Raw genomic sequence first — 19,554 nt, forward strand, 5'->3', positions numbered from 1 at the left:
TGCCCCGGGGATTTTTCCGGCAAAAAGGCGCGGAGGCCCTTACCGGCTGCCGCGCGTTTTTCTCATGGATCTGCGCTCCGCGGCTATCTGCGCCCAGCAGTCGCCGCAGTAGACAAGGGTCTCCTTTGCGGGCGGAAACGCCACCCGGGCCTCTTTGCCGCAGGCGGCGCAGACCCCGGAGTATACCCTGCCGGCCTTTTGCAGTCGGGCGGCACGGCGGCAGTCCTTGCACCGGCGGGGGCTGCCGTAGCCGTGCTTTGAGTAGAAAGCCTGCTCCTCGGGGGTGAAAAGGAAGTCCCGGCCGCACTGGCGGCATTTCAGTATTTTTTCCTCGGCTGTCATGGCGCTTTATCCTCCTCTCTGCCCCGGCGCAGCTTGCTCCTTATGCGGTACAGGGCGTTGTCAAAGGTTTTTAGGGATATCCCGGACCGCTCCTGCACCTCCGCCCGCCGGCAGCCCGAGAGGTATAGGTTCAGCACCCGGCGCTCCAGAGGGGTCAGCTCCAGCCGCCACATACTGTCGAACTGCTCACGGGTCTCCACCAGGTCCTGGGGCCCCATGGCCCGCTCGGTGAGCTCCCCGGCCTCCGCCAGGGGCAGGGCCTGGTTCAGGGTGCGGTTGCCGGCTGTGGCGCTGCTGCGCACGGCGCTGACCATCTGGTTATAGATACAGGCTCCGGCGTAGGCGCCGAAGCTGCCCCCGCCGTCCTCCCTGTACCCAAGGGCGGCGGCGTATAAGCCCAGGAAGCCCTCCTGCAAAAGGTCCTCGGGTTCGGGAAAAGAGAGGCCGCAGAACAGGGCGGCCTTTTTGCGGATAAGGCCAGCGTATCGGGAGGAGAGCTCCACGAAGGCCTGGGGGTTGCCGCCCCGCACCAGCTCAGAAAGCTGGAGATCGCTGAGAAGCTCATAGGCATGGGCTCCATATTCCTGGGGCATAGTATCACCTCGCTGCCGGCATTATAGTAAACGCGTCTTAAAATACGTGAGAGTTGGGGTGCCGCCGCACATCTGTGGGCAGAAGGGAGTATAGGGACAGATCGACTATTCCCTTGTCGGGCCAAAGGAACCCCTCCCGGATAGTGCCCTCTTTTTTAAAGCCGCACCGCTCCAGGACCAGAACGCCCCTATAATTGGCGGGCTGAACATAGGCCTGTATCCTGTTGACCCCCACGTTGTCCATCAGGTACTCCACCGCGGCGCGCAGGGCGCCAGTGGCATAGCTCTGGCCGGTGTACTGCCGGGAGAGGGTGAAGCGCACGGTGACGCTCTGTATCTGGGTGTCGAAGTTATATATCTCGAAGATGCCCCCCAGGGGGTTGCCCCCGCCGCCGGGGTATATGCCCAGGACTATTGCTACCCGGTCCCGGAACATGGCCTCGTACCGGGCCATCCTCTGGGGGCAGAGCACCGGCGACGGCAGGGGCCCGGTGGGGGCGTAACGGAAGTTTTCTTCGTCGCCGAGGACCTCCCAGAGGGCCTCGGCGTCCATGTCCGTCATGCGGGAGAGGGTCACGTTGGGACCGGTAATAAAGGGGAAACTGGAAAACAACAGGGAGGTGTTCATAGTTCCAAAAGCTCCAAAAGTCCGGCGGGCATATCCACTTTCGGACAACCCTCAACATTTCCAAAGCCGTAGGCGGCGAAGATAAAGGGTACCCCGGCGCTCTCTGCTGCGGCCCGGTCCATGGCGGTGTCGCCCACGTAGACCGGGGCCTTAAAGCCGCTGCGCTCTGCCACCAGGCGGATATTTTCCCCTTTAGAAAGCCCGGTGCGGCCTATGCACTCCCAGTCGCTGAAGTATTTTTGCAGACCGTGGGCCTCAAAAAAGGTGGGGATATACTCCGGGCCGCAGTTGCTGATTATAGCCAGGGGGAACCTTTGAGAGAGAGCTTTTAAGGTATCCTCAAGGCCCGCATACAGTATGCCGCCGTGTTCACGCAGGTAATCGTCCTCGGCTATGCAAAGCTTGTCGAAAAGCTCTCTGCCCCTCTCCGCCGACAGGCTGGGGAACAGGGTGCGCATAAGCTCCGTGGAGGTCATACCCATTACGCCGGCCATATCCTCCCGGGTGAGTGTCCTCCTGGCGTCGGGCTCGTCCAGCAGCACCGTCTGCCAGACTTCAGCGAGGGCGGCGGTGGTGTCCCAGAGAGTGCCGTCCAGGTCGAACAGCACGCTGTCGCATTTTATCATAGCATATTCTCCTTCTTGAGGTAAGCCCTTGTGTAAGGGCACACCTCTATACATTTCCCGCAGAGGGTTATCCGCTCATGGAGCCGCTCCCATGCCAGGGCTCGGGCGGAGCTGCGGCAGGCCTCCACGTCCACAAGACTCTCCCTGGAGGTGCGGTAGCCGGCTGACTCGGCCACAGCAGTGGTGGTCTGGGCCAGGGCCCTATGGCCGCGCTCCGAGAGGTACTTGGCGGCCAGCTTCGCCAGAGAGTCCAGCCTTGAGTTAAGGGTGCGGTACTGGTCGAAATATTCCCTGGTGGGGCCGTCCTTGATTCCGGCAATTACCCCTGCCGGTATCTTCACGGCAAGGGCCACGCAGGAGGTATAGCCATCATGCCCGAGAGCGGAGATATCACCGAAGCCTGCAAGGGAGGCTCCCTCGTTATATAGGAGCGAGCTTAGCTCTGAGGCCAATATTTTCATGCGTGTTCCTCCCCGATGAAGTCATAGGGCACCTGCTGGTATACATAGTAATTCAGCCAGTTGGACACCAGCAGATGGGCGTTGCTGCGCCAGGTAAAGGCGGGAGTTTTGGCGGGGTCGCCGCCGGGGAAGTAGTTATAGGGAATCTTTGGCTCAAGGCCCCGGTTCACATCCCGGAAGTATTCTTTGGCAAGGGTGTCCCTGTCATATTCCGCGTGGCCGGTGACGAATATCCTGCGCCCGCCCTTCTCGGCCACAATGTGCAGACCGGCTATATCGGACACGGCCAGGGGCAGCAGCTCCCTGTGGGCCTTCACGTCCTCCAGGTACACAGTCGTATAGCGCGAGTGGGGGGCGAAGTAGTTGTCGTCGAAGCCGCGCATCAGGGGGTGGTAGGGGTTCAGCACCTGGTGGTTATATATGCCGCTGAGTTTTTCGTGCAGGGGGTGCTTTTCTATACCGTAATGGTAGTAGAGCCCGGCCTGGGCGCCCCAACATATATATAGGGTCGAGTAGACATTCGTCCTTGTCCAGTCCATTATCCGGCACATCTCGGTCCAGTAGTCCACCTCCTCGAAGGGGAGCTTTTCCACAGGCGCGCCGGTAATAATGAGGCCGTCAAAGCGCTGGCCCTTCACCTGGTCGAAGGTTTTATAGTATTTCTGAAGGTAGGAGGAACTGGTGTTCTTACTGACGTGGCTTGCAGGGTGCAGCAGCTCCACGTCCACCTGTAAAGGAGTATTGCCCAAAAGCCGCAGCAGCTGGGTCTCGGTCTCAGTCTTGGTGGGCATCAGGTTGAGAAGGGCTATTTTGAGTGGGCGGATATCCTGGCCGGCGGCCCGGTCATAGGTCATCACAAAAATATTCTCGGCCTCCAGCACCTCAATAGCCGGAAGGTCGGCCTGTATACGTATGGGCATGGCGTTGACCTTTCATAAAGGATTTGCCGAAATCCCGCGAAAAGCCCTTGACAAAAGGGGATTTGGCAGATATAATACATTATAACACACAAGCCTGCGGATGTACAGCAGGAGAGCCCAAAAAAGTTTTTTGAAAAAATTTAAAAAAAGGTGTTGACAAACGGGGAGTAGTGTGGTAAGATAGTCAAGCGCTCGAGAGAGCGGCCCGAAAAAAGGCGAGCGAGAGCGAAAGCGAAGCGAGCTGGAGAGGGTCAAGTAGAGCGCAGGAGTTCACCGGTACTTTTCCGCAGGAAAAGGCAGCCGCTTCGCGGCTGAGGGAAACTCCGGGACTTACCGGAGCGTCAGCGAAGGTAATGTCCGAGGACCTTGAAAATTAAACAACGAAGAAGGAAGAACGACCCGTGAATTCTGAGAGTGAATACTCTTGGAGTGAGGAAGCAGAACCTTAGAAATCTGCAGAGAAGCTAGACGCTTCGCAACGAGCTAAATTAAAGCTCTAAGATTGATTTAAGAGTGGAGACGCTTTTAGATACCATATTTTAGAGAGTTTGATCCTGGCTCAGGACGAACGCTGGCGGCGTGCCTAATACATGCAAGTCGAACGGAGATATTCGCTGATGAAGTACTTCGGTAATGAATCTTGGATATCTTAGTGGCGGACGGGTGAGTAACGCGTGAGCAACCTGCCTTTCAGAGGGGGATAACGTTTGGAAACGAACGCTAATACCGCATGACATTATCTTATCGCATGGTAGGATAATCAAAGGAGCAATCCGCTGAAAGATGGGCTCGCGTCCGATTAGGTAGTTGGTGGGGTAACGGCCCACCAAGCCGACGATCGGTAGCCGGACTGAGAGGTTGGACGGCCACATTGGGACTGAGACACGGCCCAGACTCCTACGGGAGGCAGCAGTAAGGGATATTGGTCAATGGGGGAAACCCTGAACCAGCAACGCCGCGTGAGGGAAGACGGTTTTCGGATTGTAAACCTCTGTCCTCTGTGAAGATGATGACGGTAGCAGAGGAGGAAGCTCCGGCTAACTACGTGCCAGCAGCCGCGGTAATACGTAGGGAGCGAGCGTTGTCCGGATTTACTGGGTGTAAAGGGTGCGTAGGCGGCTTGGCAAGTCAGTAGTGAAATCCATGGGCTTAACCCATGAACTGCTATTGAAACTGTCGAGCTTGAGTGAAGTAGAGGTAGGCGGAATTCCCGGTGTAGCGGTGAAATGCGTAGAGATCGGGAGGAACACCAGTGGCGAAGGCGGCCTACTGGGCTTTAACTGACGCTGAGGCACGAAAGCGTGGGTAGCAAACAGGATTAGATACCCTGGTAGTCCACGCTGTAAACGATGATTACTAGGTGTGGGTGGACTGACCCCATCCGTGCCGGAGTTAACACAATAAGTAATCCACCTGGGGAGTACGGCCGCAAGGCTGAAACTCAAAGGAATTGACGGGGGCCCGCACAAGCAGTGGAGTATGTGGATTAATTCGATGCAACGCGAAGAACCTTACCAGGTCTTGACATCCCGCTAACGAGGTAGAGATACGTTAGGTGCCCTTCGGGGAAAGCGGAGACAGGTGGTGCATGGTTGTCGTCAGCTCGTGTCGTGAGATGTTGGGTTAAGTCCCGCAACGAGCGCAACCCTTACTGTTAGTTGCTACGCAAGAGCACTCTAGCAGGACCGCCGTTGACAAAACGGAGGAAGGTGGGGATGATGTCAAATCATCATGCCCCTTATGACCTGGGCCTCACACGTACTACAATGGCCATTAACAGAGGGAGGCAAAGCCGCGAGGCAGAGCAAAACCCTAAAAATGGTCCCAGTTCGGATCGCAGGCTGCAACCCGCCTGCGTGAAGTTGGAATTGCTAGTAATCGCGGATCAGCATGCCGCGGTGAATACGTTCCCGGGCCTTGTACACACCGCCCGTCACACCATGGAAGTCGGTAATGCCCGAAGTCAGTAGCCTAACCGCAAGGGGGGCGCTGCCGAAGGCAGGATTGATGACTGGGGTGAAGTCGTAACAAGGTAGCCGTATCGGAAGGTGCGGCTGGATCACCTCCTTTCTATGGAGAACTGATTGAGGAATAACTTGGTCTAACATCCTAGGTCGGCACGGAGTCGAGAAACCGGATTCGTTGTTTAATTTTGAGGGTCCTTGACATTGGAGTTAGTGCTCCAATGTCACAGAGATTTACAGTAATGTGTAAATCTCTTGAGTAACAGGGATCTTCAAGGAGAGGAAAGGGAACACCTTTCGAGTATGGGGGTGTAGCTCAGCTGGGAGAGCACCTGCTTTGCAAGCAGGGGGTCATCGGTTCGAACCCGTTCATCTCCACCAGGGCAGAGAGTAGACAAAACCCAAACTTATGGGCTTATAGCTCAGCAGGTTAGAGCACACGCCTGATAAGCGTGAGGTCGGTGGTTCGAGTCCACTTAAGCCCACCAAGGCCGAAAGGCCAAAGGTTTTCCTACAGAGGGAAACTTGACGACTTGACGGAGCGTAAGCGGAGTCAAGTCAGGTGTACCTTGAAAACTGGATAAAGCGAAGAAGACAGAAATCGAGAGTTTTAACTGAGATATAGTCTTTTGAGTTGCTATGCAGCTCATGACTTGTTAAGGTAAGAACTGCAATTTCTAAAGGGTAAAGTAAAGCTTATTCAAAGCGAAACTTTATGAGAACACATGGTCAAGCTACAAAGAGCGCAAGGGGAATGCCTTGGCACCAGGAGCCGAAGAAGGACGCGATTAACTGCGAAAAGCCGCGGGGAGCCGTAAGTAGGCTTTGATCCGCGGATATCCGAATGGAGCAATCCGGCTGGAGTCATGTCCAGTCATCGTATGGTGAATACATAGCCATACGAGGGGAACCGCCTGAACTGAAACATCTAAGTAGGGCGAGGAAGAGAAATCAACCGAGATTCCGCTAGTAGTGGCGAGCGAACGCGGAGGAGGCCAAACCGGGGGTAGTAATATCCCCGGGGTTTGGACAGCTATATGTATCATGGAGCCTAGTTGAACAGCATGGGAAGGCTGACGAGACAGTGTGAGAGTCACGTAGACGAAAGGCAAAGTGAGCTGGCTGTATCCAGAGTACCGCCGGGCACGTGGAACCCGGTGGGAATATGGGGGGACCACCCTCCAAGCCTAAATACTACCTGGTGACCGATAGAGTATAGTACTGTGAAGGAAAGGTGAAAAGTACCCCGGGAGGGGAGTGAAATAGAACCTGAAACCTTGTGCTTACAAGCACCGAGAGCCCGTCAATGGGTGATCGGGTACCTTTTGTAGAATGGTCCGGCGAGTGAATGTAACTGGCGAGGTTAAGAGCTTAAGGCTCGGAGCCGTAGCGAGAGCGAGTCTGAATAGGGCGTATGAAGTCAGTTGTATTCGACCCGAAACCGGGTGACCTACCCATGTCCAGGTTGAAGTGGAGGTAAAACTCCATGGAGGACCGAACCGACTCCCGTTGAAATGGTAGCGGATGAGGTGTGGGTAGCGGAGAAATTCCAATCGAACCCGGAGATAGCTGGTTCTCTCCGAAATAGTTTTAGGACTAGCCTTGTATTAGATTACCGGAGGTAAAGCACTGAATGGCCTAGGGCCCGAGAGGGTACCGAAGCCTATCAAACTCTGAATGCCGGATAATTGATGTACAGGAGTCAGACAGTGGGAGATAAGTTTCATTGTCGAAAGGGAAACAGCCCAGACCCACAGCTAAGGTCCCAAAGTACACTTCAGTGGAAAAGGATGTGGGGTTGCACAGACAACCAGGATGTTGGCTCAGAAGCAGCCACTCATTAAAAGAGTGCGTAATAGCTCACTGGTCGAGTGGCCCTGCGCCGAAAATTTAACGGGGCTAAAGTGTACACCGAAGCTTGGGATTCCGTAAGGAATGGTAGGAGAGCGTCGTATAAGGGGTGAAGTCAGAGCGGAAGCGCTGGTGGACTTTATACGAGTGAGAATGCCGGAATGAGTAGCGAGAAATATGTGAGAATCATATTGGCCGAAAGTCTGAGGTTTTTGGAGGAAGGTTCGTCCGCTCCAAGTTAGCCGGGAGCTAAGGTGAGGCCGAGAGGCGTAGCCGATGCACATACGGTGGAAATTCCGTAGCCGCCGAAGGATTTAAGCAAGAGGACACCCTGGAAGGGCACGACCCGGGCGATGGTTGCCCCGGGCGAAAGGGACCGAAATCAAGTAGGGAAGCGTGCTTAGAAGGGGGCGAGAAAAGTCTTGTGTATATCCAAGGCGCCCGTACCGCAAACCGACACAGGTAGACAGGAAGAGGATTCTAAGGCCAACGGGAGAAGGGTAGTTAAGGAACTCGGCAAATTGATCCCGTAACTTCGGAAGAAGGGATGCCACAGAGATGTGGCCGCAGAGAATAGGCCCAGGCGACTGTTTAGCAAAAACACAGGTCTCTGCTAAATCGAAAGATGACGTATAGGGGCTGACACCTGCCCGGTGCTGGAAGGTTAAGAGGAGATGTGAGAGCATTGAATTGAAGCCCCAGTAAACGGCGGCCGTAACTATAACGGTCCTAAGGTAGCGAAATTCCTTGTCGGGTAAGTTCCGACCCGCACGAATGGTGTAACGATCTGGGCACTGTCTCAATTACCCGCCCGGCGAAATTGTAGTACCGGTGAAGATGCCGGTTACCCGCGACAAGACGGAAAGACCCCATGGAGCTTTACTGCAGCTTAATATTGGGTTTCGATAATTTATGTACAGGATAGGTGGGAGGCTACGAACTACGGGCGCCAGCTTGTAGGGAGCCACCCTTGGGATACCACCCTTAGATTGTTGGAATTCTAACCTGCGGCCGTGAATCCGGCCGGGGGACATTGTTAGGTGGGCAGTTTGACTGGGGCGGTCGCCTCCAAAAGAGTAACGGAGGCGCTCAAAGGTCAGCTCGGCACGGATGGAAACCGTGCTACTGAGTGTAAACGCATAAGCTGGCCTAACTGCGAGGATGACGGTCCGAGCAGTAACGAAAGTTGGAGTTAGTGATCCGGCGGTATGAGAGTGGAATTGCCGTCGCTCAACGGATAAAAGCTACCCTGGGGATAACAGGCTGATCTCCCCCAAGAGTTCACATCGACGGGGAGGTTTGGCACCTCGATGTCGGCTCGTCACATCCTGGGGCTGTATTCGGTCCCAAGGGTTCGGCTGTTCGCCGATTAAAGTGGCACGCGAGCTGGGTTCAGAACGTCGTGAGACAGTTCGGTCCCTATCTGTCGTGGGCGCAGGATATTTGAGGAGAGCTGTCCTTAGTACGAGAGGACCGGGATGGACGCACCTCTGGCGCACCAGTTGTCATGCCAATGGCACGGCTGGGCAGCTATGTGCGGAACGGATAAACGCTGAAAGCATCTAAGCGTGAAGCCGCCTCCAAGATTAGATATCCCACAGCTCAAGCTGGTAAGGCCCCTTGTAGACTACAAGGTTGATAGGCTGCGTGTGTAAGCATGGTAACATGTTCAGCTTGGCAGTACTAATAGGCCGAGGGCTTGACCATATTTGTTCCCACCCTTTTTTCGATTCCTTTCCTAGCTTTATCCAGTTTTTAGGGTATATGCTGCTATAAGCGGTTTTCCCAGGACTTTGTGTTCCATGCACCATTAGCTCAGTTGGTAGAGCACCTGACTCTTAATCAGGGTGTCCCGGGTTCGAGTCCCTGATGGTGCACCAAATGGCCCGTTGGTCAAGCGGCTAAGACGAAGGCCTCTCACGCCTTAAACGTGGGTTCGATTCCCGCACGGGTCACCATGAGTTCGACAAGTCGAACTCAATGAGTTTCACTGGCGTGAAACTCTGAGTGGGTTCCTTGGACTTGTGAAAACTCATTATTTTCCTCCTTAGCTCAGCCGGTAGAGCATGCGGCTGTTAACCGCAGGGTCGTTGGTTCGAGTCCAACAGGGGGAGCCAGAAGCTGTCTGTGAATTGTCGCGGACAGCTTTATTTTATTCAGGAGGTGCGCCTATGTGTGGCAATTCGGCCAATCGCGGATAATAAAAACGATTGGAGGAAATTAAGTGAATATCAATATCAGCAGGCTTGAAGCGTGGGAATACGCGGTTTTGAGACGGTTTTTGTATCAGGCTATCTTTGTGCCAGAGGGAGAGTGCCCGCCGGGCCCGGAGGTTTTGGACACGCCGGAGCTGCGGGTGTATCTGGACGGGTTCGGCCAGGAGCAGGGCGATGTGGCTGTGGCAGTTCGGGCTGACGGAAATATTGTCGGTACGGCCTGGGCACGGGTGATGGACGATTATGGGCACATTTATGACGGCGTGCCGTCTCTGGCGATCTCTCTGCTGCCGGAGTATCGCGGGATGGGCCTGGGAAAGCGCCTGCTCTCGGGGCTTCTGGAGGAGCTGCGTGGGGCCGGGTATGACCGGGTGACACTGGCGGTGCAGAAAGCGAACCTTAAGGCTTGCAAGCTATACACTGGCCTGGGATTTGAGACCGTGGGTGAGAAGGACGAAGAGTATCTTATGCTGAAGAATTTGACGTAAAAGAAAGGACTGCCTATCAGGCAGTCCTCGAATTTTTTTGGTTAGCCTAGCTTTTCAGCAGCGTCCTTCAGGAGCTCGATTATCTCCAGGTGCTGGGGGCAGTGGCCCTGGCAGGCCCCGCACTGTATGCACTCCCCGGCCTTGCCGCCGTCCTTGGTGGCGTTGCTGTAGTGTCCTTTGGCGCGCTTCTCGTCGCCGTAGAGGGTCAGCTGATTCATGGCGCTGAACACTCCGGGGATATTTATCTTCTGCGGGCAGCCGTCCACACAGTATTTGCAGGCGGTGCAGGGAATGGTGGGCAGGTTTTTGAGCACCTCCACCACCTGCGCCACAACCTTCTGTTCGCTTTCGTCGAGGGGCTTGAAGCTCTCCATATAGTTGAGGTTATCGTTCATCTGGGCCTCATCGCTCATGCCCGAGAGCACGGTTATAAGCCCCTCAAGGGACGCGCAATAGCGTACCGCCCAGGACGCCACGGAGGCGTTGGGGTCTGCCTTTTTGAATATCTCCTGTACCTCCGGGGTCATGGTAGCCAGAGCCCCGCCCTTGACAGGCTCCATGATAATGACGGACTTGCCGTACTTCCTCGCCACCTCATAGCACTTGCGGGACTGTACGCCGTCGCTGTCCCAGTCGGCGTAGTTTATTTGGAGCTGAACGAACTCGGCTTCGGGGTGCTTTGAGAGGATATCCTCCAGTACGTCTGCGGAGTCGTGGAAGGAAAAGCCGATATGCTTGGCCTTACCCTGCTCCTTGAGCTCCTTCAAAAATTCCCAGGCCCCCAGTTTCTCGGACTTCTCCGCGCTTTCCTTGCCCAGAGCATGGAGAAGATAGAAGTCATAGTAGTCAAGATGGGCCCGGTCAAGGGACTCCTGAAAAATACGCTCCATGTCGGAACGGTCCTTCAGGTCCCAGATGGGCAGCTTTGTTGCGCACTGGAAGCTGTCCCGGGGATAGCGGTCCACCACAGCCTCGCCCAGGGCCACCTCGGATTTGCCGCCGATATAGACGTAGGCGGTGTCAAAGTATGTAAAGCCCTTGGACATAAAGCTGTCCACCATCTTTTTGGTCTGTTCGATGTCGATCTCCTCGCCCAGCATGGGCAGGCGCATAAGGCCGAAGCCCAGCTTTTTGATAGACTCTCCTAAATATTTCTCAGACATTTTTTACCTCCTGGTACATGGGATTTAAGTACTATTATAGCATATGGAGCGGACTCTATGTCAAGTGATATCTTTCCGCTTTGATAAATATCCCGGAATATCTGTCCGTCAACGCAGCTCCTTCAGGTCCTCCTGGGTGCACTCCTTCTGGCCGTACCGGGCCTTCTCATAAACCCTGTGCAGCGTGGGCACAGCTATCCCGGCCGCGTTCTCGGCCTGTGCGGGGGTCATCCAGCTTTCCGGGGGTTCGCCGGCCTTTAGAAGGGTCTTGCGGTATTTCCTGCGTATAGTGGCGTTTACGGACCGGTCCCATATCTTTGGCTTTCTCAGGGTCTCCACAAGCTCCCCGGCGTGCTCTTTTTCGTCCCGGCTTAGATACTGCACCACGTCCCGGCTGTCGGTGAAGCTGCGGCGGAAGTCTTTAAAGAGGTGGATTATAGCCATGACCATGGCAGCTATAAGGGCCACAGTTATAAGCCCGAAGAAGATATAACTCACTATGGGGGGGATTTGGAAATAGCTCTTGACCCCCTCGGGCATCATGGCGGAGAAGTCCATATCCGATTGGGCGGGCGGAGGAGTGGAGGCGGTAGACTCTGTTTCGCCCACAGGAGTAAATTCCGGCAGCTTTATCTGAACGAAGCCGGTATTGCCGACGGCCATGGGCAAAAGCAGTACGGCGGCAAGGAGTACCCCGATAAGCAGAGCGGAGCCGGCGATATGCTGTATGCGTTTTGCTGGCAGCCCGTACATATCTTTATTAAGGGTCAGGTAGTCCTCCAGCCGGTCAAGGCCGTTATACCCCACGCACACCAGCAGATACAGCACAGCCCCCAGCACAGAAAGCCATTGCAGCCTGGGAAAGCCCTTGTCCATCATGCTGCTGGACAGGAACGCCGCAATAAAGGCCAGGAGCCCGAAATAACTGGGGCGGTCGAAAAGGGAGACGACGGGCCCCTCGTCCTCCTCAACAAGCCTGGAGCGGACACGTATTATACACATTATCAGCATAAACCCCGCGCCGCCCAGGTGCCCGGTGAGGAGCCACGACAGGGCGCATAGGCCTATGGCGGTTAAAAGGAACTGCCATAGGGCCCGCAGGCGCTTTATCGCCAGCCAGCAGAGCCCGGTGGGTACAGAAAAGAGCAGGCCCCGGAAAAAAACGGGTTCAGGTGCCAGCATCTCAAGGCCGGAGAGGCCCGCGAGCATATCGAAGAAGGCCGCGAAGATTATGGCCGCCAGCAGTCCGCAGTGGAGCCAGCCCAGCACATAAAGGGTGGCACGGCGGGGATGCTGAATTTTTATACGTTTCATAAGCGCTCTCCTCCCCGGTCAGAATTCCATCCAAATTGTGTCTATGTTCTTGAAAAGCCGGACCTTTTCCCGCTGCTCCTCGGTGGTGCCAAGACCGCAAGGGATTACCCGAAGGCCCCGCCCCTTGCCCAGAAGCTCCGAGAACTCAAGGCCGATATCCTCCCGCTGGCTGCGGGATATGAGCACGCAGAGATCCTCTCCGGGGGCGGGCAGGCAGGAACAGACAGAGGGCAGGCTGCTGCCGGACTGTAGACAGGCCAGCTTCTTCTTTACGGCCAGAAGGCTGCCGGAGCCGGAGACGCTCTCCATCCTCCAGCGCTCCCCGGTCTTCGTATCCGTGCCGTTGCTGTAGAGGTCCAGCTCAATGCCCTCCGAGAGCAGGCGCTCCGAGAGGGAACAGCAGATACGGACGGCGTACTCATTTAAAAAGTCGCTGCCCTGTTCCATGTCCACGGCCAGTATCACCCGCTGGGACAGGGTGGATTCGTGGATGTTTATAAGGAGCCTGCCGGCTCTTGCTGTGGCCTTCCAGTTGATGTACTTCATGGGGTCGCCTCGGGAGTATTCCCTGAGGCCCCCGAACTCAAAGGGGTCGTCGCAGACACGCCTGCGGCTCAGTATCTCGCCCATTATCCTGGCGTAGGGTATCTGTATCTGGTGGGTGGGCACTGTCCGGGGGAGCACGTAAAACTCCGTGTTCTGGGGCATATGGGAGACGTACTTTCGGGTGAGGAACAGGTCCCGGGCGGTAAGCCCCGCCTCGTTAATGCGGAAGTACCCCCTTCCGGCGCATTTAAAGGGCAGAGTGCGGGTTATCTTCTGGCGCATACTGGCGGTGAACACGTCCCGGCGGTAGGTCTGGTCGCTTAATGAGGAGTTCTCCTCGCTGGAAAAGTGGAGCCGCTTGTCCATATGGAAGCTTATCTCCAGGACGGGCAGCGGCAAGAGCTTTCGATTCACAATAACCTCTGAGAGTGTCGAGGTTTCGTCCTCCACGGCGTACTCCCCGGTGAAGGAGATGCGGCAGCTTAGGCCCTTCTGCCAGAAGCGGTCATAGAGCCATCTGAGTGTGAGGAACAGCAGCAAAAGGACCGCCGCCGATATGAGCAGGGGTATAAGCATGGCTATCTCTGCCCCCAGTCCTCGGTGGGGACAGTGACGGAATTCAAGAGATCCTCCGCCGCTTTCTTCTGCCCGGCGGTGCCGGTGACGCCGCTGAGGTCGAGTCTGTGGGCTATGACCGGCACGGCCACAGCCTTCACGTCCTCCGGGGTGACAAAGTCCCTGCCCTGTATGAGGGCGTAGGACTGACAGGCCCGAAGGAGCGCCAGAGTGCCCCGGGGGCTTATGCCCAGCTCAACGCCCTTCATGGCGCGGGAGGCTTGGCTTAAAGAGGCTATGTAACCCATCATCACCTTGTGGACGAAGACCTCCCGGGACTGCCTTTGAAGGGCCAGTATCTCCTCCTGAGTGCAGACGGGCTGAAGCTCCGCAAGGGGCTCGGCGGCGCGGAAGCGCTCTAGAATAGCGACCTCCTGCTCGGGGGTGGGCGGAGCCATGGATATGCGCATTAAAAAGCGGTCCAGCTGGGCCTCGGGCAGAGGATAGGTGCCCAGGGTTTCAACAGGGTTCTGAGTGGCGATGACGAAGAAGGGGGGCGGCAGCTCCCGGGTCACGCCGTCAACGGTGACGGTGCCCTCGGCCATGCACTCAAGTAAGCTGGACTGGGTGCGTGGGGTGGCGCGGTTTATCTCGTCGGCCAGCAGGATATTGCAGAATACCGGGCCGGGCTGGAAGACAAATTCCGACTGCTGCTGGTCGAAAAAGTTCAGGCCCGTAACATCCGAGGGCAGCAGGTCCGGGGTGAACTGGACCCGGCCGAATTTTGCGCTGATGGACCGGGACAGAGCCCTTGCCATCACGGTCTTGCCCATGCCGGGCACGTCCTCCACCAGCACGTGGCCGCCTGAGATAAGGGCCGTCAGCAGCAGGTCGGTGACGGTCTCCTGGCCCACAAGGACCTTTGCGATGTTTTCTTTAATGGCTGTGATCGGGGTCTGCATAGTTTGTTTTGCTCCTTTCGGGGGTTATAATAAAAGCTCTTTTACGGCCTGGAGGTTCACCTTCTCCACCTCTATGAGCCGCTTTGTCTTTTCCATAAGCTCCTGCCGCCGGGGCAGCTGCCTATACGCCTCCTCAAGGGCGGCGACGAGCCAGCTTTCGGTGACGGCGCTCAGGTCCGTCCACTGGCCGTAGTCCAGATAGCGGAGGAAGGAGCCTATCTTGGGGTCGTAGCTGACGCCCACCAGCGGCGCGCCGGAGAGGGAGGAGAATATCAGGCCGTGCAGGCGCATGGACACCACCACGCTCATGCGGCCCAGAAGGGAGATGAGAAGCTCCGGGCTCCCTATGCCGTCCAGCAGTACGCCGGGCCCCTCCATCTTGTCCATAACCGCCTTTGCCGCGGCTCCGTCCTGAAGGGAGTTGATGGACAGAAACACGGGGGTAAGCCCCAGCTTCTCCCTGGCGTATTCGGCCGCCGCCGCCAGCACCGGGGCCTTCTCGTAAAAGCCCCACCAGGTACGCAGCAGAAAACAGATATACCTGCCCTCCGGGTCCAGCCCCCGGTCCAGTAGTATCTTGTCCGCCTGGGAGAGGGGCGCGGGTTCCAGCACCAGGGCCGGGTCGCTGCCAAGGCTTATCCTGGGCCTGTCCACGCCGTAACGCCGGAGCTCCTGCATAGAGTCGGGCTCCCTGAGGGTGATGGAGTCCACGGAGCTGTTGAGCACCCAGCTTGCAAGCTTTATATTACGCCCGCCTCTTACCGGGCCTATGCCGCAGCCGTACATGGCCACCCTGCACCCGCAGCGCTTGGCCGCCCAGAGGGTAAAGAGGTAGTACCATAAGCTCCTGTGGCTGGTGGCGTTCTGTATGAGGGTGCCGCCGCCGTTGATATAGAGCCGGGCCTTTCTCATGTGCCAGAGGATTTTCGGAATATTGAAGGTGTACACGGCGTTTACCCTATAGCGCTCCTTGATGCTCAGGGTGTTCTTGGCAAGCACCGTTATGGGCACATACTCGTCCAGTTCCCGCACGGAGTGGAGTATGGACTTGAGGATAGCGTCGTCCCCGGCGTTGCCGTGGCCGTATGCCCCGCAGACCACCACGCCGTCCCGACGCTCCCTCCGAGTCTCGCGGCTCTGTATGCGCCCCTTCCGGGCCTCCCGGGCCAGTATGCTCTCGTATATCTCCAGCTGGCAGACCACCATGCTTTCCAGCGACAGCTTCTTGCTGGCCTTTTCATAGAGCCGGTCGCCCATAGTTTTGCGCAGCTCCGGGTCCTGGGCAAAAGCTGTAAGATACCGGGCCAGCTCCTTCTCGTCCCCGGGGGTGAACAGGAAACCGTTCTCCCCGTGGTCTATGAGCACCGGAACACCGCCTACCCGGGAGGATATTGTGGGAAGATGGGAGCGGGTGCCGTCGGTGATGGCATAGGGGAAGGTCTCTGAAAGGGAGGTCAGCAGGTTGATATCTATGGCGTTATAGAAGGAGGGAATGTCCGTCACCCAGCCCACAAAGAACACCCGGTTCTCCAGTCCCAGAGAGCGGGCCATCTCCCTGAGCTTTTCCATGGTGTTGCCGTCCCCGGCGCAGATAAGCTTCAGGTTCGGGCACTGCCCGCAGGCAATCTTCATGGCCCGCAGCAGGGTGGGGTGGTCCTTCACCGGGTCCAGCCGGGCAACGATGCCGCCCAGCACGTCCCCGGGTTCATAGGGGACCCCCAGTTCCTTTAAGAATTCCTCTTTTGGGCGGAGCTTTAAGGGGGTCGTGAAGTCAATGCCGTTATAGATGGTGTAGATGCGGTCCGTGGGGAAACCACGCTTTATAAGGAGCTCCCGCATGGGGTCGGAAACGCCGATATAGTAGTTGAGCCGGCGGAGGACCACAAGGTTCGTGGTGCCGTAGCTGAGCCGGGCAACTGGCCGGCCCAGGTAGTCCAGTCTATAGTCGCTGTGGACGGTGGTGACCACCGGGGCTTTTATAAAGTGCTTTAAGAGGTTTCCCATAAGGTTGCCCCGGGCCCCGTGGCAGTGGATAATATCCACCTGCCGGCCGGAGAGGAGCTTTTTAAGCTCTCTAAGACCTATAAAGGGGTTGCCGCTCTCTATCACGTGGATGGGTATGCCCATCTTCCGGGCGTCGTCGGAAAACTCGCCTCGCATGAAGCAGAACAGCTGTGCGTCGATAGAGCGGTTCAGCTCCCGCAGAAGGTGGAGCACATGGGTCTTTGCGCCGCCAGTGTCGCCGCCGCCGATAAGGTGGATAACTCTCATTTTGTTCCTTCCTTTGCACCCGCCGGAGCGCTGCCCAGCAGTTTCTCCATGTCCACGTGGGGGCAGTGCTCGTCCAGATATTCCTCCCCTACCTGGACATAGCCCAGCTTTTTATAGAAGCCTGCCGCCTGGACCTGGGCGGAGAGCGCCACTTTTTTCGCCCCTTTAAGGACCAGGGCGGCCTCGGCCTCGTTCATGACGGCCTCGCCCAAATGCTGGCCCCGGCGGTCCTCTTTAACGGCCACCCGGCCTATATGCCAGGAGTCGGGGCCCTCGGGGAACATACGGCAGCAGGCGACGGCCTCCTCGCCGTCGAACAGCACCAGGTGAAGGGCCCTGTTGTCGGTGTCGTCGAACTCGTAGGAGAAGCCCTGCTCCTCCATGAATACCTCCCGGCGCAGGGACCGGGCGGCGGAGGGCAGGGTCATGGACATTTCAAATCTTAGCATTTCTATCTCTCCTTCTTATAGAAGTCCTCTAAAAACCAGACCTTTGGCACGGTAAAGACCCGGCCGTTAAGATACTCTAATATCCCGGCTGGGGTGGTGAAGCGGAAACCCAGCTTATAGGAGTATAAGGCCTGCCACTTGAGCCCCAGGGCCTTATTCACGCTGTTCTTCCCGTACTTGCCGTCCCCGGCCAGGGGATGGCCGATGGAGGCCATATGTGCCCGTATCTGGTGGGTGCGGCCTGTGAGCAGGTCCACCTCCAGAAGTGACAGGCCTCCCCGCTCCTCCAGCACCCGGTACCGGGTCTTTATGGTCTTGGCCCCGGGAGAGGGCTTATCGTCTATATAGACCCGGTTCTGGGCCTCGTTCTTCACAAGGTGCCCGGTAAGGAGCGCGGACTTTTCCGTCATTCTGCCGCAGACCAGGCAGAGGTAGAGCTTTGTAAGCTCCCTGTCCTTTACCTTTTGATTCAGTATCCGCAGACTCTCGGCGTTCTTTGCCGCCATCACTATGCCCCCGGTGTTGCGGTCTATGCGGTTCACAAGGGCCGGGGCAAAGCTGTTCTCCTTCTCGGGGAGGTATTCCCCTCTATCGTAGAGATAGTGCTGTACCCGGGCAATCAGTGAGTCGAAGTGGTAGTTCTCGTCGGGGTGTACTATGAGCCCGGGCTGCTTGTCCAGAAGCAGGAGGTTCTCGTCCTCATAGACTATACCGAGCTTTTTGGGGGCTTTAAGGAAGTCGTAGTCCTTGGGCTCTGCCTGGAAGTATTCCTCCTGCCAGAAGACTGTGAGCGTATCCCCGGCCGAGAGCCGGGAGTCGGGGGCGCACCGGGAGCCGTTCAGGCGCACGTCCTTTGTGCGTATGCACTTATACAGGACCTTCTGGGGCAGGTTCGGAAAAGTTTTTAGGAGAAAACGGTCCAGGCGTTGACCGCCGTCGTTTTCCGATATTTCTATTATCCTGCGGGGCAAGTTATCACCTCTTTTTATTGGGGCGGTGGAACAGGAACGGGGGCAGGGACTGGACAATGCCGGTGCCAAGGGCTATGGCCACCGCTATCTTGATGGTCTCAAGGCCCTTCTCTAAAGCCATGGCGTCGTTACCCATGAAGAAGTTGTAGCCGGTATAGTATATCCCCGCCCCGGGCACCAGGGGGAAGATGCCGCAGATAAGGAACACCGTCACCGGGGCCCTTCTGGCAAAGGAGAACACACGGGACAGCCACGCTAACGCCAGGGTCGCCAGGAACGACGCGGCCACGGTGCCGCTGCCCAGGCCCTGGGCCAGAAGGTATACCAGCCACCCGGCGCCGCCGGTGAGCCCGGTATAGAACAGCTCCTTTTTGGGGGCGTGGAAGATGACCGCGAAGGCGATGGTGGATATGAACGCCACCAAAACCTGCAAAACGCCGTTCCCTATGGCTAAAAGACCGGTCATAGAAGGGCACCCCCTGTCAGAACAGACAGGGCCTTAATTACAAAGCCCACCCCCACGGCTATGCAGCCGCCCACTAAGAAAGCGTCCAGCATACGTATTGCGCCGGAGAGGTAGTCGCCGCTGAAGAAGTCCCTGATGGAGTTGGTAAGGGCCACCCCGGGCACCAGGCGGATGATGGAGCCGATTATTATCTTGTCCATATTCTGCCCAAGGCCCATAAGGAAAAACGCCGCGCCGCAGAGGGTCACAAGGGCGCTGGAGGAGAGATTCTTTAAAAACTTTGACATACCCTTTCTGTCCGCGAAGTCCAGGTACAGCTCCAGCACCACGCCGCAGAAGAACGCCACCAGAGAGTCCAGAGGTCCACCGCCGAAAAGGAAGCTGAACGCCGCGCTGCCCGCAGCGCAGCAGAGCACCCGGGCGGGCAGGGGGGAATAGGATATGCTTTTTATCCCCTCAAGGCGCATAAGGGCCTCCTCTGGGGTGTGCAGGCCCTCGGCTATCTCCCGGGAGAGCTGGTTCACGGCCATTATGCGCCCCAGGTGCACCGTGGTGCCGGGGACATAGCGGAAGGTGGTGCTATGGCTGACGCCGTCCTCGCTGGCCGTGGCGAAGATGGAGTTTGTGAGCACATACACGTCAAAGCCCTCTATATTATAGGCTCGGGCCACCCGCTCCATGGTCTCCTGGACCCGGGATATCTCCGCGCCGTTCTCTAAAAGGATCTGGCCCATCCTAAAGGGCAGCTCCAGTGTGGATAAAGGCATA

16 protein-coding genes, 5 tRNA genes and 2 rRNA genes are annotated in these 19,554 nt (G+C 57.0%); 8 read left to right on the top strand and 15 right to left on the bottom strand.

Going from position 1 to position 19,554, the window contains the following annotated elements:
- Positions 1-39: 39 nt before the first annotated feature.
- Genes ADH66_RS02830 through metA form a run of 6 tightly spaced genes read right to left on the bottom strand, consistent with a single transcriptional unit; the run spans position 40 to position 3,570 of the window.
- Positions 40-342 carry a zinc-ribbon domain containing protein gene (locus ADH66_RS02830; RefSeq protein ID WP_066535916.1) on the bottom strand — a complete coding sequence of 101 codons (303 nt, stop codon included), beginning with the start codon at positions 340-342 and terminating at the stop codon, positions 40-42.
- Positions 339-935: a sigma-70 family RNA polymerase sigma factor gene (locus tag ADH66_RS02835; RefSeq protein WP_066535915.1), complete on the bottom strand. Its 597-nt coding sequence runs from the start codon at positions 933-935 to the stop codon at positions 339-341. The genes ADH66_RS02830 and ADH66_RS02835 overlap by 4 nt, the downstream gene beginning before the upstream one ends.
- A gap of 37 nt (positions 936-972) precedes the next feature.
- The gene (locus ADH66_RS02840; protein ID WP_066535912.1) at positions 973-1,563 is read right to left on the bottom strand and encodes a GNAT family N-acetyltransferase; all 591 of its coding nucleotides are present in this window, start codon (positions 1,561-1,563) and stop codon (positions 973-975) included.
- Positions 1,560-2,189, bottom strand: a complete 630-nt coding sequence (locus ADH66_RS02845; protein WP_217958311.1) for an HAD family hydrolase — start codon at positions 2,187-2,189, stop codon at positions 1,560-1,562. Before ADH66_RS02845 ends, ADH66_RS02840 begins: the two co-directional genes overlap by 4 nt.
- The gene (locus ADH66_RS02850) at positions 2,186-2,650 is read right to left on the bottom strand and encodes a hypothetical protein (RefSeq protein ID WP_066535910.1); all 465 of its coding nucleotides are present in this window, start codon (positions 2,648-2,650) and stop codon (positions 2,186-2,188) included. Before ADH66_RS02850 ends, ADH66_RS02845 begins: the two co-directional genes overlap by 4 nt.
- Positions 2,647-3,570, bottom strand: a complete 924-nt coding sequence (gene metA, locus ADH66_RS02855; RefSeq protein WP_066535908.1) for a homoserine O-acetyltransferase MetA — start codon at positions 3,568-3,570, stop codon at positions 2,647-2,649. Before metA ends, ADH66_RS02850 begins: the two co-directional genes overlap by 4 nt.
- A gap of 536 nt (positions 3,571-4,106) precedes the next feature.
- Here metA and ADH66_RS02860 point away from each other — a divergent pair.
- From ADH66_RS02860 to ADH66_RS02895, 8 genes are all read left to right on the top strand, one after another.
- Positions 4,107-5,640: ribosomal RNA gene (locus tag ADH66_RS02860) — 16S ribosomal RNA — on the top strand.
- Positions 5,641-5,839: 199 nt separating this feature from the next.
- Positions 5,840-5,915 (top strand) — tRNA-Ala (locus ADH66_RS02865).
- Between the two features lie 30 nt (positions 5,916-5,945).
- A tRNA-Ile gene (locus ADH66_RS02870) sits at positions 5,946-6,022 on the top strand.
- A gap of 239 nt (positions 6,023-6,261) precedes the next feature.
- Positions 6,262-9,092: ribosomal RNA gene (locus ADH66_RS02875) — 23S ribosomal RNA — on the top strand.
- The 16S and 23S rRNA genes sit together here with 5 tRNA genes alongside, the layout of an rRNA operon.
- Before the next feature lie 97 nt (positions 9,093-9,189).
- Positions 9,190-9,265, top strand: a tRNA-Lys gene (locus ADH66_RS02880).
- 3 nt (positions 9,266-9,268) lie between these two features.
- Positions 9,269-9,343, top strand: a tRNA-Glu gene (locus tag ADH66_RS02885).
- Between the two features lie 83 nt (positions 9,344-9,426).
- Positions 9,427-9,502, top strand: a tRNA-Asn gene (locus ADH66_RS02890).
- A gap of 107 nt (positions 9,503-9,609) precedes the next feature.
- Entirely contained in the window at positions 9,610-10,089 is a 480-nt protein-coding gene (locus ADH66_RS02895; RefSeq protein WP_066535906.1) for a GNAT family N-acetyltransferase, read from the top strand.
- A 41-nt stretch (positions 10,090-10,130) separates the two neighbouring features.
- Here the strand turns inward: ADH66_RS02895 and ADH66_RS02900 are convergent, their stop codons facing one another.
- From ADH66_RS02900 to ADH66_RS02940, 9 genes are all read right to left on the bottom strand, one after another.
- A complete protein-coding gene (locus tag ADH66_RS02900; RefSeq protein ID WP_066535900.1) occupies positions 10,131-11,252 on the bottom strand; it encodes an aldo/keto reductase in 1,122 nt (373 codons plus the stop codon).
- A 108-nt stretch (positions 11,253-11,360) separates the two neighbouring features.
- The gene (locus tag ADH66_RS02905; RefSeq protein WP_066535899.1) at positions 11,361-12,566 is read right to left on the bottom strand and encodes a DUF4129 domain-containing protein; all 1,206 of its coding nucleotides are present in this window, start codon (positions 12,564-12,566) and stop codon (positions 11,361-11,363) included.
- An 18-nt stretch (positions 12,567-12,584) separates the two neighbouring features.
- Positions 12,585-13,688, bottom strand: coding sequence for a DUF58 domain-containing protein (locus tag ADH66_RS02910; protein ID WP_066535898.1), 1,104 nt, complete (start codon positions 13,686-13,688; stop codon positions 12,585-12,587).
- A 2-nt stretch (positions 13,689-13,690) separates the two neighbouring features.
- Complete coding sequence (locus ADH66_RS02915) at positions 13,691-14,629, bottom strand: AAA family ATPase (protein WP_066535895.1); 939 nt, start codon at positions 14,627-14,629, stop codon at positions 13,691-13,693.
- Positions 14,630-14,653: 24 nt separating this feature from the next.
- Positions 14,654-16,900 (bottom strand): polysaccharide pyruvyl transferase CsaB, encoded by a 2,247-nt coding sequence (gene csaB / locus ADH66_RS02920; RefSeq protein WP_066535893.1) that lies wholly within the window; start codon positions 16,898-16,900, stop codon positions 14,654-14,656.
- A complete protein-coding gene (locus tag ADH66_RS02925) occupies positions 16,897-17,349 on the bottom strand; it encodes a GNAT family N-acetyltransferase (RefSeq protein WP_066535890.1) in 453 nt (150 codons plus the stop codon). Before ADH66_RS02925 ends, csaB begins: the two co-directional genes overlap by 4 nt.
- Positions 17,350-17,351: 2 nt before the next feature.
- Positions 17,352-18,320: an RluA family pseudouridine synthase gene (locus tag ADH66_RS02930; RefSeq protein ID WP_066535888.1), complete on the bottom strand. Its 969-nt coding sequence runs from the start codon at positions 18,318-18,320 to the stop codon at positions 17,352-17,354.
- A gap of 4 nt (positions 18,321-18,324) precedes the next feature.
- Complete coding sequence (locus ADH66_RS02935) at positions 18,325-18,786, bottom strand: threonine/serine exporter family protein (protein WP_066535886.1); 462 nt, start codon at positions 18,784-18,786, stop codon at positions 18,325-18,327.
- Positions 18,783-19,553, bottom strand: a complete 771-nt coding sequence (locus ADH66_RS02940; protein ID WP_066535884.1) for a threonine/serine exporter family protein — start codon at positions 19,551-19,553, stop codon at positions 18,783-18,785. The genes ADH66_RS02935 and ADH66_RS02940 overlap by 4 nt, the downstream gene beginning before the upstream one ends.
- Position 19,554: the final 1 nt, after the last annotated feature.

Source organism: Acutalibacter muris (genome assembly GCF_002201475.1).
In the GTDB taxonomy this organism is placed as follows: domain Bacteria; phylum Bacillota; class Clostridia; order Oscillospirales; family Acutalibacteraceae; genus Acutalibacter; species Acutalibacter muris.